The organism is Janthinobacterium sp. CG3 (assembly GCF_000344615.1).
Lineage (GTDB): Bacteria > Pseudomonadota > Gammaproteobacteria > Burkholderiales > Burkholderiaceae_D > Janthinobacterium.
Window position 1 is genome coordinate 4,541,482 of record NZ_KB467824.1, and the last position, 14,897, is coordinate 4,556,378.

The window sequence follows — 14,897 nt, forward strand, 5'->3', positions numbered from 1 at the left end:
GACAAGGGCCAGGCCGAGCCGGCACCGGACACATTGCCGGCAATCGCCCAGATGGTCAACAGCGTCGAGGTGCTCAAGGGTACGGACGGCTGCGGCGGGCAGGCACCGGTGACGGCCTACACGGCAGCGCAGCTGCAACTGTCTAGCCCGGCCGGCATCGCCGCGACCACGCCGGCCAACGCCATCCTCGCCGCCGGCAACACCGGCAGCGTCACCGCCGGGCAGGACATCAACTTCGCCGCGCAGGGCAACAGCTATTACCTGGTGAAGGCGGGCGTCAGCCTGTTCACCTACGGCAAGGCCGGCAATAAGGACAAGCCGAACCAGGAAACCGGCATCAAACTGCACGCGGCGACCGGCAAGGTCAGCAGCCAGAGCCAGTCGGACAAGACCAGCATCACCGCCGACAAGGCCGTCACCGTGGCCAGCGTCACCCAGAGCGTCAACATCGCCGCGAAAGAGCACCTGCTGATGACGGCGCAAGGCGCCTATTTGAAGCTCGAGGGCGGCAATATCATGATTCACGGGCCGGGAAAGATGGATTTCAAGGCCAGTATGAAGGAGTTGGCGGGGCCGGTAAGCGTGCCCAACCTTGAAGTCGCCAATAAAATACATGAGCTAAATATAAAAAGAAATTTGGAAATCGAGTATGTGGATGCGGATGGAAATCCATTGAAAAATGAGTCCATCGATCTAAGTCTATTTTCGAAAAATAGGACACAAGTAACATTGGATGCAAGCGGTAAGGCCGTAATTAAAAATGCTCCGTTTGGGCCACTTCGAGCTAATCAGCCAAAACGAAAATAAAAACAATGTAAAGTAAAAAAATAAAATAAAAGACATTTTATTTATTTATTTTGTTAAATTAATTAAAGAATTTCGGTCAAAAAATGACATAAAATAATTCGCCTAAAGCGCCGTGATGCAATATGTTATTTGTATTTATCTAAATAAGATACGCCGGTAAAAGCTAAGCGAGAATGAAGGAATAGAAAATGAACGAAAAAATCGCAGCTAGGGACAACGCCAAAACATCGCAAGAAGTCTGTATCGATTTGCCGGGCGAGGCTGTACAATGTTGGCGCTCGAACGATAATATAAAAGTGATTCTACGTAAACATCGTGATGTATTTTTTGACATTAATCTGAAACGAGGGACATCTTATACGGTTGAGTCGCTATCCGAATTTTACTGTCCGCGTGATAAGAAACTTTTGAAAAAAACGATCTTTCAAGACGGCGAGCGCCTCCATCTTTGGATTGGTCGCGAGTTTAAAGGATATCTGGTACTTAAGAAAGATGTCACGGTCATGGCAACTTTTGAAGCCAATAAACTTGATTCAAAAAAGTATGATGACAATCCCAAGACGAAGCCAGAACCGCTAATGGTTGTTATGGGCACGAAGGAGCTTTCCTCATCGCTGTCTTGTACCGTCAACGATCCTTTTGGAGTGTCTGCCACACAAGAACTTTTCAAACCAATGTTTGATCCGAAAATGTCGTTTCTAAAAAGCTACGGTACTGATTTTGATTATCAATATACTGAACAACAGCCCGAAATCGGGGAGTATGTTTGTGTTACCGATGCTTTATCCAGTGAAATTCAACCTCAGGTACTCAAGCAACTGGATAGCGGGCAGGCGGTTGAAGGAGCCACTCAAAAGATATTTAATCCTCCCCCAAACGGCGAATCAAAATCAAACTTATACAAGGCAATAGCTGCGGCATTTTCCTATATCTCTGGAAACGAGTATTTAACAGCGAATTCGGTTAAAGAGACTGCGGGGTTTTTTCAGGAAAATTGGAGGCAGTTGAATAAGGTCCTAATGTCGGTCCGCATCGAAAAAAAAGCGATTGGGAAATATAGAGTGTTATTCAAAGGGATTCCCATAACAAGAGTTGTTGCGCAGGTATTTAGAGGCCCAAAAGCAAAAACGACATATCAAAGATCACCTTTAGGTGCCGAGCGGAGCGCTTTCCTTGACGGTGGATTTGAAAAAACAGGTAAGGCAGGCTATGGGGGAATTAAGCGTCTGATGCTCACCGTCTCGAAAAATTTTGGGAAAGGCATGAAGATTCAAATAATAGGAACAATCATTGATTTTATCGGTGATGCAAACACCGTGTATGGCGAAGAAGGAAGCCAAAATTTTACCGAATTTCTAGCGCGAGCAGGAGTATCTGTCGCGAAAGCAGGAGCTACCGCGGCAATCGGTAGCGTGATCGCTGCTGGGTTAATTCCACTTGCCACGTCTTTGGTTGCTATCGCTATGGGTACCGCTGCGAGTACTGTTGTGCTCCCTGTACTTGGCGTACTAGTTGTGGTCGTAGGAGGGTATATTTTGGCCGCCACGGTTGTTGATACAATTGACAATCGTTACAATATAAAAAATTCAGTTGCTGGATGGGCGAATTAAATGACTAAGGCCACATTGAATTCTCTATTTTTATCCTTGTTCGCACTGTCATTAAGCAATTTGACCGGATGGCTCCTAACCGAAAAAATAGCTACACCACAAGCAGGGGCTAGCTTTCTTTATATTGGTATACCCATCACTTTAACAATATTTATTTATCAAGCATTATTTTTTCGTGGCGCGCAAAAAAAACTATTCTCCTATCTAATGTATTGGGGAAGCTTCGGCTTTACTCTAGGATGGTTAATGTTCTGCTTTTTCATCCCGTTGTTTTGGGCGGATTCCATTGCAACCTTGACGAAAACAAGTTTCTTTGGAATTATTGCAATTATTTGCGGGGCAAACATTTTAATTGCTTTACGCATTGTGGATCGTAAATGGAAAGACGTCGGAGCGACTGAGTTCGAGAATCGTTTTAGATTGGCGGATTCTACGGTTGAGTGGGATAAAGTAGTAAAAAAAATGGAAATACGACCAAAAATATATTTGCCAGGGGTTCCGGAAAGTTGGACTAATGCTGTATCTATACTAATGGTGGTGTTAGCATTTTTAGGAATGATATTACGAGTTTCCTATCCCATTTTTAGTGCTTTTGCTTGGGGCATACCTTTTTCCATTGTTGCGGCATTTTTTCTGCAAGTGGGCGCCTATATATTTGCTCAAGCGTGTAAAGTAAGGACATTCGAAAAAAATAAAAATATGACGGTGAAATCCACCATTTGACGGAAGGGCACCTCGAAAAACCAACCCAGCTATGGCCATAGTGTTAGAGGTACTTGCAAAACTACTGGTGCGTGGGGATTTGATCGCGTGACGCGGGAATATGAAGGGTGTGAGCGCCCATTGCTGGCATGATGTAGTTTCTAAGTCAACACCGTAACGCCCACACCATGGATGCTACCCGACGCGACCTGATACTGCAACGCTGGAATGTGATCCAGCACGAACTGATGCCGGAACTGAGGCACGACTGCGGCGCGCTGACGCCCAAGTTGGAAAAGCTGGTGCATATTCTGGACTGGGTCCGTATCGAAGAATGGACGTAGGTCTGGCAGGGGATCGGGCGCAAGCCGCACGAGCGCGCGCCTTGGCCGACACCTTCGTGGCAAAGGCGGTGCTGAACCTGGCCACGACGCGGGGCATAATCGAGCGGCTGTTGATGGACCGCGCCTTGAAGCGGCTGTGCGGCTTCCCGATGTGGAAGGCGATTCCGGACGAGGCGACGTTCTCCCGGGCGTTCGCGCAATTCACAAAAGGCAGGCTGCCCGAGCGGGTGCACGAGGCACCGGTCAAGACCTACCTGGGCGAGCAGTTGATCGGCCACATCAGCCGCGACGGCACGGCGATCGAGGCGCGCGAAAAAGCGGAGAAAAAAGTGGCGGCGGATGCCCCGGTGAAGGACGAGGGCGCGAAGGCGCGCCGGGGCCGGCCACGCAAGGATGAAGCGCCGCCTGCGAAGCAAAACAAAGATATGCCGGCAGCGCTCGCAGAGGCTGCCGGCGATGCTGGAGGAGTGGCCCAAGGCCTGCGACCGCGGCACGAAATGCAACTTCCAGGGCTACAAGAATTCCTGGACCGGTTACAAACTGCATATCGACACCGCCGACTGCGGCGTGCCGGTGAGCGCGCTGCTGACCAGCGCCTCGGCGCACGACAGCCAGACGGCGGTGCCGCTGGCGACGATGACGGCGGCGTGCGTGACAAACCTGTACGACCTGATGGACGCCGCCTACTGCAGCGTGGAATTGCAGGAACACAGCCGTAGCCTGGGCCACGTTCCCCTGATCGACCACAATCCGCGCGGCGCGGCAAAGGACAAGTTCGACCCCGCCGACGCCGAGCGCTACAAGGAACGCACCCAGGCAAACCGAATCAACGGGCGCTTGAAGGATGAATTCGGCGGGCGCAGCGTCCGGGTGCGCGGCCCCGACAAGGTCATCACGCATTTGATGTTCGGCATGCTGGTGTTGACGGCGGATCAATTGATGCGCCTGCTGACGTAGCGCACGGTGGGCAATTGAGCAGGCAGGTCATGGAATCGCAAGGCGCGGTCGGCGGCGCCATGCGCGCAATAACTTTGCAGGGCAATGAATGACGACGTAAAGCGCTACAGGACAGAAATTCGACTGCATCAATCATAAAAACCGCTTGGCGCAGCGATCAGCGGCGTGCGCGGACCCGCCGGCTGGGGCATTTTGCAAGTAGCTCGAAAAACATAAAAAATCAAAAAAACATGAAATTTAGATAATAATTAATTTCCCGAATAATATTTTACGCTAGTAGTCAATGAGAAATATACTTACAATCGAAGAATTTAGAAATCTTAAACGAGAAAATTTACTTGATTACAAATATTATGGGGCAGAGTTTTTTTTCTACAAAGAAGGGGATGACATATTTAAAGAAATTTTAAATTTGCCAAAAGAAAAATTAGAAAAAATTCCATTGTATAATTTCGCGGTGACGGCGCAGGAAAGAGCCTGGGACGCATTAAACCAGTTGACTTTAGCCTATAGCGCTGGCCATGAGATAACTGAGTTACGTGAATTTTACCAGACGGTCTTAGAACGTTGGATGACGTATTCAGAACGTTATATCAAATACGACAACAGCGCGGAATCTGAGGGCGCCTATGTAGCGCTACTTCCTTTGTTTGGCGATGGTTACGAGCAAGCGAATCGTTTAGTATGCTTCACTATTTTATTAGGACACGAAAAACATCTTAAAAAATTAATGCCAATAATTGATTTTAAAAATCCTAAAAAAGATGGATTATTGGAGCGTCTTGTTTCCTTTTACGTTACTGATCGTGGAATGCCACCCGATGAATGTACTCGTCATCTCCCATATTTTAAAACACTAAAAATATTTTCCGCGGAAAAAGAGAAGCGAGCGGAAATGATGGCAACATATCTGGAACAGTGGTACCACGCGAGTCGTCGCGAGGCGTACCATGACAGTCATGAACGGGGAATGAATTTTTTTGGATACTGGTCGTGGGAAGCCGCCGCCATCACCTACTTGCTAGACATTGACGACCGCAGCTTTCGCGACGCGCAATTCTATCCGAAGGACTTGGTGGATTTCGCCAGAAACATGCAGGCTGATCCGACCGCTTCAGGCACTGCGGCGCCGCCTGACGGGGAGCTTCGCGCGACTGCGGGTCAGTCCTGCCCCAAGGCGGGCCGGTGGGAAGCGCTTGATATTCCGCCGCAAGTAAAATCGTACCAACAAGACGAATTGATGCTCAATCTTGGTTCCGCGTACGGCTTAACGGTGTGGCGTTACATGGACGGTTGAAAGCCCATTTGGCCAGTCACGCCCGTCGCTGCGGCGCCACGCCAGGATGCACGGCGGCACCGACGAGCTGAACCTGGGCCACCTGCGCCACCAGAGCGACAACCAGCGCCTGGCCAAGGCCGGCTTCGGCGCCGAATTGAAAACCGAGCACGCCGCCGCGCTGCGCGCCGGCCAAGGGATGCTGCTGTCGAGCGACGCCCGCAACGGCGCCAGCGGCAGCCAGCTCGACTCGAAGGAGGCGCAGGCGCAGATCGAGCGCAGCCACGAACTGCAACTGAGCATGGCCGGCACCGCGCAAAAGCACAACGCCGGCCTCAAGGACGACAAGCGCTAGGCCGAGCTGGCACCGGACACATTGCCGGCGATCGCCCTGGCCAACAGCGTCGAGGTGCTCAAGGGCATGGACGGCGGCGGCGGGCATACTCCGGTGACGGCCTACACGGCAGCGCAGTTGCAACTGTCGAGCCCGGCGGGCATCGGCGCGACCACGCCGGCGAACGCCATCCTCGCCGCCGGCAACACCGGCAGCGTCACCGCCGGGCAGGACATCAACTTCGCCGCGCAAGGCAATAGCTACTATCTGGTGAAGGCGGGCGTCAGCCTGTTCACCTACGGCAAGGCCGGCAATAAGGACAAGCCGAACCAGGAAACCGGCATCAAACTGCACGCGGCGACCGGCAAGGTCAGCAGCCAGAGCCAGTCGGACAAGACCAGCATCACCGCCGACAAGTCTGGTCGGAGCGCTTTCATTGACGGTAAATTTGGAAAAACAGGTAGGGCGGGCTACGGGGGAATCAAGCGCGTGATGTTAACTGTCTCGGAAAATTATAAGGGTGGCATGAAAATGCAAATCATTGGAACAGTCATTGATTTTATCGGTGATGCAAACACGGTATACGTCGACGAAAAAGGAAGCGGAGATCTCAGCGAATTTTTTGGGCGCGCAGGAGTATCTCTCGCGAAAGCCGGGGCTACTGCGACAATCGGTAGTGTCATAGCTGCTGTGTTCGTAGGAACTGCCACGATTATCGTCGGTACTGCTGGGCTCCCTGTATTTTTTGCGGTGGCCGTGGTCGTGGGTGGATATATTTTGGCTGCTACGATTGTCGACAAAATTGACAGCGCTTTCGATATCAAAAATTCAGTTGCTGAGTGGGCGCGTTAAATGAATAAGGTTACATTGAATTCTTTATTTTTATCTTTTGTTACATTATCATTAAGTACACTGGGTGGATGGCTTATAACCTTGAAATTAGCTGACACAGAAGCTGGAATTAGTTTTCTTTATCTTAGTATGAGCGTCGCATCAGCTATATTTATTTGTCAAGCATTAATTTTTCGAAGTGCACAAAAGAAATTGCTATCTCAATTAATTTACTTTGGAAGCTTTGGTTTTACTATGGGCTGGCTAATGTTTTCTTTATTTATCCCATTGTTCTGGGTAAATTCTATAGGAATTATGTCAAAAATAGTATTCTTTTCAATTTCCATAATCATTTGCATTGCAAACATTTTAATTTCTTTGCGTACGCTAGATAGAAAATGGAACACCGTCGGAGCAGTCGAGTTCGAAAATCGCTTTAGGCCGGCGGACTCTACTGTGGATTGGGATAAAGTGGTGGAAAAAATGAAAATAACGCCAGAGCTATATTTGCCGGGAGTCCCAAAAAGTTGGTATCCAGCAATATCGATACTATTGGTGGTACTCATGTTTGTGGGCATGAGTCTACGAACCGCCTATCCCGTATTTAGTGCTTTTGCTTGGGGGATACCTTTTGCCGTTACTGCAGCATTTTTCCTGCAAATGAGCGGTTATCTTTTTGCGCAAGCGTGTAAAATAAGAGCATTGGAAAAGAGTAGAAGTTTGACGCTGAAATCCACCGCATGACACAAGAGAAGCACTGATCAATTCATGATTTCTGGTCTGTCGTCGATTTTTCGGCGGCGAAATTCGCTATCAAGGAAAATGCGTTTCGCTGAGTTAGAAAGTAGTGTTTTTGGGCGAATTTTGCTCTGTTTCCACGTCTTTCGACGTTCAGGACGCACTTCGGGTTTTAGTGAGTATCAAACGCCTGTCAGCGAGCACCAAATTGGCGAAGCCGAACAGCGTGAACAACTGCGCAGTGTTCTTTGCTAAGGCGCGATAGCGTGTCTTACGATGACGAAACAGGCTCTTGATGACATGAAATGGATGCTCAACCTTCGCACGTACGCGGGCCTGATACTAGCCATGGCTATGGGGTGACTAATTGTGAATTGGTTTTGAAGAATCATAAAATTTAATTTAAGACTAAATATAAAAAAATAGCGATTGTATATTCTACTTTTTATTGTTACTACGTCTTTTTTCCCGCAATCGCGCGCATATCATTTTGCTCAAGCGTGTAAAGTGAGAACAACGGAAAAGACCAGAAATATGATGTTGAAATCCGCCATCTGACGCAAGTGGCTTGGCCATGATTTAGCGCGCACAATCCGTTGATTTGCAATGTGTTTTTGAACGTATCGCCGCCCGAGTTATCGACCGGCCGCGCTGCCCGGCATCGACGTCGACGCCGGCGGCTACGTCGGTCAAGACGCCTATCAGTAACGAACAGGTCACCGTCGCTCTGGCGGTAGGCCGCAAGTTGCTCTCGGCAGGCTGCGCGCCTGAGCAGGCTAACCCAGCCGCAGGGCGGGCCAAAGGGCAATCGCCTGGCATTCAGCCCAGATCACCTCCTATCAACGCAAGTTACTCCTGCTCTTCCTTGGCGTCGCCGAACCGGTAGTCCGCATAAGAACTGACGGTGTGGCTCTCGCGCGCCGCAAGCAAGGGTGCGCTTGGGCGCCGGCCTCCTCTCCCTCTTCCACCCGCGTTTGTTGTTTTTTTGCCTTGCTGCAAACTAGGTCTTTACTGCCCAGCTCAAACAGGATTATTGTTTACGTTAATAAATCAAAGCGATTTATTAATTTACGGAGCTGGCAACGGCACCGTGGAACTGGGGAAATTTGCCCTCGGCAAACGAGGCGTCGCACCCACAGCGGCGCCCGGAAAAAAACCGTGCGGTCTGAAGGCCGCACCGATAAAAACGGAGATGAAATCAATGAAAACGATGAACAAATGCGCAGTTGCTATGGCCGTGCTGGGCACGCTGATGGGGCATGCCTCGGCCGGCGAGGCGGAAGGCATTTTCCACGGCTACTTCCGCACCGGCGCGGGTACCAATTCGTCCGACGGTTCGCAGGCGTGCTATAGCCTGCCGGGCGCCGGCGACTACCGCCTGGGCAATGAATGCACGACCTATGGCGAGTTGGCTTACACCAAGGAGCTGGCCAAGGCCGCCAACGGCGCCAGTTTCGTCGGCACCGTGCGCACGGTGTTCCAGGACGGCGTCGGCGTATCCGATTCGGACAAGAGCTTCAAGCTGGGCGAGGTGTTCATGGAAGCCAAGAACCTGGATTTCCTCAACGGTGCCATCTTGTGGCTCGGCAAGCGTTTCTATGACCGTCCGGACATCCATATCATCGATTTCAAGTACATCCACGGCGACGGCATCGGCGCCGGCGTGCAGTCGATTCCGGCCGGCCCGGGCAAGTTCAGCTACGCCTTGATGCGCAACAACAACGACCGCGATTCCGACGCCAGCCGTCACATCTTCAGCTACGAGGAATTGCCGGTGAACACGGACGGCACGCTGAAGTTCGACCTGACCCTGATCAAGGCCGACAGCTCGGTGGCAAATACGCACAATGGCTGGTCGCTGTCGGCGGTGCACAAGCAGAACAAGGTGCTGGGTGGCGACAACGTGTTCGGCGTGCAATACGGCGTCGGCCCGGGTATCAAGATCGGCGGCACCGACAGCCTGGCCTTCGCTTCGGACGTCACCCGCACCCGTGTGTTCGACACCTTGTACTGGCAGGTAACGCCGGAGTTCGGCGGCTCGGCCGTGGTCCTGGTGCAGAAGGATAAGAGCGACGCCGGCAGCCAGACCTGGACCTCGGCCGGCGTGCGCCCGGTCTACGCCTTGACCGACAATTTCAAGCTGCAACTGGAAGTGGGCCACGACCGCATCACCTCGCGCAGCGGCGGCGCGGCGCAGCAATTGAGCAAGGTGACGTTTGCGCCGACGGTCGCGCTGGCGAAGAATTTCTGGTCGCGTCCGGAGTTGCGCCTGTTCCTTACTTACGCGAAGTGGAATAAGGCGGCGCAGCAAGCCGCGGCGGCCGGCAGCGCCTTGTCGAGCACCGGCGTGTTCGGTGGCAAGACCGAGGGCGCCTCGGCTGGCGTGCAGGTTGAAACCTGGTTTTAAACCCGGTCGCAAGCGGGCCGCACAGGCCAATTTTTTTGGCCCGCAAAATATATAAAAGCACTTGTTTTATTAATTATCCGGGGGTATATTGAACTTGGGTGCCGCCGTTGGCGGTGGCGCCCCAGGCCGAGGCACTCGCCCTCCCGGTAAAACAAATAGATTCTGGAGACAGCAACATGAACGTCAAACACTGCATCGCACTGGCTATCTTAACGGCAACCGGCGGCGTCGCCCTGGCCGAGGAACCGATCGTCGGCCTGATCACCAAGACCGATACTAATCCCTTCTTCGTGAAAATGAAGGAAGGCGCGCAGCACCGCGCCAAACTGAAGGGCGCCAAGCTGTTGACGGCGGCCGGGCGCGCCGACGGCGACAACGCCGGCCAGGTCACGGCGATTGAAAACATGGTGGCCGCCGGCGCCAAGGCGATCATGATCACGCCCAACGATTCGAAGGCCATCGTGCCGGCCATTAAGAAGGCCCGCGCCGCCGGCGTGCTGGTGATCGCCCTCGACAGCCCGACCGAGCCGCAGGACGCCACCGACGCGCTGTTCGCCACCGACAATTACAAGGCCGGCTTGCTGATCGGCCAATACGCCAAGGCGGCCTTCGCCGGCAAGCCCGCCAAAATCGCCACGCTGGACTTGTTCCCCGGCCATCCTGTGGGTATTTCCCGCCACAACGGTTTCCTGGCGGGCTTCGGCGCGCCGGGCGTCAGCGCCAAGACGATCGAGCTGGTCAAAACCGCCGACGTGGTCTGCATGGCCGACAGCTTCGGCGACCAGGGCAAGGGCCAGACGGCGATGGAAAACTGCCTGCAGAAAAATCCCGACATCAACCTGGTGTACACCATCAACGAACCGGCCGCCGCCGGCGCCTACAAGGCGCTCAAGGCCCTCGGCAAGGAAAAGAACGTGATGATCGTCTCGGTCGACGGCGGCTGCGCCGGCGTGCGCGACGTCAAGGCCGGCGTCATCGCGGCGACCTCGCAACAGTATCCGCTGAACATGGCGGGCCTGGGCGTCGAAGCCGGCGTCGAGTACGCCAAGAGCGGGAAAAAGGCCAGCGGCTACGTCGACACCGGCGTTACCCTGATCAGCGACAAGGCGCAAAAAGGCGTCGAGAGCCGCGACACGGTGTTCGGCCTGAGCTCTTGCTGGGGTAAATAAGCCCACGCCGGCGGCCGCGCTCTGGCGGGCCAAGCGCCCTGCCGACCGCGGCCGCCGGCGCGCCCCCTTTTCCCCTATTGAATATGGATAATGTATGAGTTCCTCCCTCCCGAAATTTCTGCCGTCGATCGCAACACTGGGGCCGGTTATCGCCTTGCTCGCCGCCTGCCTGTTCTTCGCGTCGCAGAGCGAGCGTTTCTTCAGCGGCCAGAATTTTTCCCTGATATTGCAGCAAGTGATGGTCGTCGGCATCATCGCGATCGGCCAGACGCTGATCATCTTGACCGCCGGCATCGATTTGTCGTGCGGCATGGCGATGGCGCTGGGATCGGTCGTCATGACCAAATTCGCCGTCGACCTCGGCATGAACCCCTATCTGGCGGTGCTGTGCGGCATCGCCGTCACCGTGCTGATCGGCTTTATCAACGGCGCCCTGGTCACCTCGATCAAGTTGCCGGCGTTTATTGTCACGCTGGGCACGATGAACATCGCCTTCGCCGTCACACAGTTGTACTCGCAAGCCCAAACCATCACCGGCCTGCCGGAATCGATGGGATTTTTCGGCAACACCTTCCAAATCGGCCAAGCCACCTTCACCTTCGGCACCGTGCTGATGCTGGGGCTGTACGTGCTGACCTGGCTGTTCCTGCGCGACACCGCGCCGGGCCGGCACATCTACGCGGTCGGCAACAACCCCGAGTCGGCGCGGCTGACCGGTATCGCCACCAATAAGGTTTTGCTGGGCGTCTACATGCTGGCCGGACTGTGCTACGGCATTGCCGCGCTGATGTCGGTGGCGCGCATGGGCGTCGGCGATCCGCAGGGCGGCCAGACCGACAACCTCGACAGCATCACCGCGGTCGTGCTCGGCGGCACCAGCCTGTTCGGCGGGCGCGGCTCCATCATGGGCACCTTGGTCGGCGTGCTGATCGTCGGCGTGTTCCGCAACGGCCTGACCCTGATGGGCGTGTCCTCGGTGTACCAGATCCTGGTGACGGGCATCCTGGTAATCTTGGCAGTGGCAACCGATCAACTTACACATAAGAAAGGTTGATCATCATGACAAGCAATGTGCAACCCGTATTCCAGGCCCGCGGCCTGGTCAAGCGCTACGGTAGTGTAACCGCCCTCGACGGCACCGATTTCGATTTGCTGCCGGGTGAAATCCTCGCCGTCATCGGCGACAACGGCGCCGGCAAGTCCTCGCTGATCAAGGCCCTGTCGGGCGCCACCGTGCCCGACGAGGGCGAGATGCTGCTCGACGGCAAGCCGGTGCATTTCAAGTCGCCCATCGACGCGCGCCGTTACGGCATCGAGACGGTGTACCAGGACTTGGCCGTGGCCCCGGCGATGACGATTGCCGAGAACCTGTTCCTCGGCCGCGAGTTGCTGCGTCCGGGCATGATTTCCAGGTTCCTGCGCATCATCGACAAGAAAAAGATGCTGGCCGAGGCCGAGGCCCATATGCGCGATCTGAAAATCGGCATCCGTTCCATGAAGCAAGCCGTCGGCACCCTGTCCGGCGGCCAGCGCCAGGGTGTGGCGGTGGCGCGCAGCACCGCTTTCGCCAAGCATGTCGTGATCCTCGACGAGCCGACCGCCGCGCTCGGCGTCAAGGAGGGCAATATGGTGCTCGAGTTGATCCGCAACGTGCGCGACCGCGGCCTGCCGGTGATTTTAATTAGCCACAATATGCCGCATGTGTTCGAGATCGCCGACCGCATCCACATCCAGCGGCTCGGCCGGCGCGTCGCCGTCGTCAATCCAAAGCACATCAGCATGTCCGACACCGTTGCCGTGATGACCGGCGCCAAGAACGTCGAGGAATTACCGGAGGAAGCCCGTGCTTAAAGGAATCGATCCACTACTCAGCCCGGAATTGCTGAAGATCTTGTGCGAAATGGGCCATGGCGACGAAGTCGTGCTGGTCGACGCCAACTTCACCGGCCAGACCTTGGGCGCCGGCAAACCTCTGGTGCGCTTGCCGGGCGTCGACCTGGCGCGCGCCTGCGCGGCGGTGTTGTCGGTGTTGCCGCTGGACGACAAGGTGCGCCAGCCGGTCGCCTTCATGAAGGTGTGCGAGACGGCCGACGGCTATTTGTCGGGCTTGCAGCGCGACTTGCTGGCGCAGTTCGCCGACAGCGGCGCGGCCCAGCCGGCGCAGTGCGAGGCGCTTGAGCGCTTCGCTTTTTATGCGCGCGTCAAGGGCGCCTACGCTATCGTGCAGACCGGGGAAATGCAGCCTTACGCGAACTTCCTGTTCAAGAAGGGTGTGCTTGGCGCGCCGTTGGCGGCCTAGCTTTACGCTGACAAGCAAGGGGGTCGGACCCGCGGGGTCTGACCGCGGTTCGGCGCCGCGGCGTTGTTTTGCCGCCGGCGGCGCCTTGGCCGTTCTGGCATGCGGCGGGGCGGGCCGCTGGATATGTAATAAAATGAATGTGTTTTACGCCTGTAGAAATCGGACCCAGCCCCATCATGTTAGACACCTTTACCGAGTCGTCCGCGCCGCAAGCGGCCAACGACGATATTCAATGGCTGCGGCCGCGCGGCTCGAACCAGATCGGTATGAGCCAGTTCAACGAGCGGGTGGTGCTGCAGGCGGTGCGCTTGCACGGTAGCATGCCGAAGGCCGACCTGGCCCGGCTGACCAATCTGAGCACGCAAACGGTTTCCCTGATTATCAATCGCTTGCTCGAGGAGGGTTTGGTCAGCAAACTCGCGCCGGTGCGCGGCAAGGTCGGCCAGCCATCGGTGCCGATCATGCTCAATCCGGACGGCGCTTTTTCGATCGGTATCAAGATAGGCCGGCGCAGCCTGGACGTGTTGCTGGTCGACTTCGTCGGCAAGACGCGCGAGCGCTTTTCGCTGTCCTACCCCTTCCCCGCAGCCGACACCGTGTTCGGCCAGATCGAGTCGGCACTGAAGAGCATGGCCGTGCTGCTGGGGCCGAAGCTGCTGCCGCGCCTGTGCGGCATCGGCATCGCCGCGCCGTTTCAACTGGGCGGCTGGCAAAACCTGTTGGAGATGGCGCCGGAACAAGCCAACGAGTGGGACCACATCGACATTCGCCAGCGCGTCCAGGCGATGACGCCATTGCCGGTCGAGTTCGCGAAGGACACGGCGGCGGCCTGCGTCGCCGAACTGGTGCTCGGGCGCGGGCGCAGCATCAAGAACTTCCTGTACGTGTTCGTCGGTACCTTCATCGGCGGCGGCCTGGTCATCAACAGCCATTTGCACGGCGGCCTGCACGGCAACGCCGGCGCCGTCGGCTCCTTTCCGCTCGGCCTGGCCACGGCCGGCGCCAGGAACCCGCCCGGCCAGTTGCTGGGCGACGCCTCGCTGTTCAACCTGGAGCAGTTGTTCAGCCTGGCCGGGCTGGACCCGGCCGCCGCCCACGACGGGCGCGCGCTGCAGGAACCCTTCGTTACGCACACCGTCACCTGGCTCGACGACGCCGCGCGCGCCATCGCGCTGGCCATCAACAGCGCCACCTGCCTGCTCGACTTGGAGGGGGTGATCATCGACGGCTCGTTCGACCGCGGCTTGCTCGACCAGTTGCTGGCCCAGGTCGAGCGCGCGCAGGAATGCTATAGCTGGGAGGGCACCGCCCGCCCGCAGGTGCTGGGCGGCACCGTCGGCGCCGACGCGCGCGCCGTCGGCGGCGCCTTCCTGCCCTTGTACGCGCATTTCGCGCCGGACCGCGACTTGTTTCTCAAGTAAGC

General features: G+C 55.6%; 13 protein-coding genes and 2 pseudogenes. 14 read left to right on the forward strand and 1 reads right to left on the reverse strand.

All coding sequences use genetic code 11. The annotated features are described in order from the left end of the window. The 8 genes and pseudogenes from JANGC3_RS0120185 to JANGC3_RS32910 all read left to right on the forward strand — a co-directional run. Positions 1–807: DUF2345 domain-containing protein (locus JANGC3_RS0120185; protein WP_026133245.1), on the forward strand; the 807-nt coding region annotated here is incomplete at its 5' end. Positions 808–995: 188 nt separating this feature from the next. After that, positions 996–2,417 carry a hypothetical protein gene (locus JANGC3_RS32895; protein WP_157406778.1) on the forward strand — a complete coding sequence of 474 codons (1,422 nt, stop codon included), beginning with the start codon at positions 996–998 and terminating at the stop codon, positions 2,415–2,417. After that, positions 2,418–3,140, forward strand: a complete 723-nt coding sequence (locus JANGC3_RS32900; protein ID WP_157406780.1) for a hypothetical protein — start codon at positions 2,418–2,420, stop codon at positions 3,138–3,140. Positions 3,141–3,307: 167 nt separating this feature from the next. Further along, positions 3,308–4,420, forward strand: a pseudogene (locus JANGC3_RS29695) (transposase). A gap of 283 nt (positions 4,421–4,703) precedes the next feature. Next, the gene (locus JANGC3_RS31810; RefSeq protein ID WP_026133246.1) at positions 4,704–5,717 is read left to right on the forward strand and encodes a PoNe immunity protein domain-containing protein; all 1,014 of its coding nucleotides are present in this window, start codon (positions 4,704–4,706) and stop codon (positions 5,715–5,717) included. A gap of 46 nt (positions 5,718–5,763) precedes the next feature. Next, entirely contained in the window at positions 5,764–6,051 is a 288-nt protein-coding gene (locus JANGC3_RS33915; protein ID WP_017878308.1) for a type VI secretion system Vgr family protein, read from the forward strand. A 21-nt stretch (positions 6,052–6,072) separates the two neighbouring features. Further along, entirely contained in the window at positions 6,073–6,882 is an 810-nt protein-coding gene (locus JANGC3_RS33920; RefSeq protein WP_017878309.1) for a DUF2345 domain-containing protein, read from the forward strand. Next, entirely contained in the window at positions 6,883–7,605 is a 723-nt protein-coding gene (locus JANGC3_RS32910; protein WP_157406782.1) for a hypothetical protein, read from the forward strand. It begins immediately after the preceding gene. A gap of 147 nt (positions 7,606–7,752) precedes the next feature. On the opposite strand, the pseudogene JANGC3_RS31815 reads toward JANGC3_RS32910, so the two are convergent. Continuing rightward, a pseudogene (locus JANGC3_RS31815) lies at positions 7,753–7,938 on the reverse strand (transposase); the annotation flags it as partial. Positions 7,939–8,809: 871 nt separating this feature from the next. Here JANGC3_RS31815 and JANGC3_RS0120215 point away from each other — a divergent pair. The 6 genes from JANGC3_RS0120215 to JANGC3_RS0120240 all read left to right on the forward strand — a co-directional run bounded on the left by JANGC3_RS0120215 (position 8,810) and on the right by JANGC3_RS0120240 (position 14,895). Beyond that, the gene (locus JANGC3_RS0120215) at positions 8,810–10,006 is read left to right on the forward strand and encodes a carbohydrate porin (protein ID WP_198292085.1); all 1,197 of its coding nucleotides are present in this window, start codon (positions 8,810–8,812) and stop codon (positions 10,004–10,006) included. 176 nt (positions 10,007–10,182) lie between these two features. Next, entirely contained in the window at positions 10,183–11,175 is a 993-nt protein-coding gene (locus JANGC3_RS0120220) for a sugar ABC transporter substrate-binding protein (protein ID WP_017878311.1), read from the forward strand. 94 nt (positions 11,176–11,269) lie between these two features. Beyond that, a complete protein-coding gene (locus JANGC3_RS0120225) occupies positions 11,270–12,229 on the forward strand; it encodes an ABC transporter permease (protein WP_026133248.1) in 960 nt (319 codons plus the stop codon). Positions 12,230–12,234: 5 nt separating this feature from the next. Then, positions 12,235–13,026, forward strand: a complete 792-nt coding sequence (locus tag JANGC3_RS0120230; protein WP_035788861.1) for an ATP-binding cassette domain-containing protein — start codon at positions 12,235–12,237, stop codon at positions 13,024–13,026. Continuing rightward, positions 13,019–13,474 (forward strand): RbsD/FucU family protein, encoded by a 456-nt coding sequence (locus tag JANGC3_RS0120235; RefSeq protein ID WP_026133249.1) that lies wholly within the window; start codon positions 13,019–13,021, stop codon positions 13,472–13,474. Before JANGC3_RS0120230 ends, JANGC3_RS0120235 begins: the two co-directional genes overlap by 8 nt. 176 nt (positions 13,475–13,650) lie before the next feature. After that, positions 13,651–14,895 (forward strand): ROK family transcriptional regulator, encoded by a 1,245-nt coding sequence (locus JANGC3_RS0120240; protein ID WP_017878315.1) that lies wholly within the window; start codon positions 13,651–13,653, stop codon positions 14,893–14,895. Positions 14,896–14,897 lie beyond the last annotated feature (2 nt).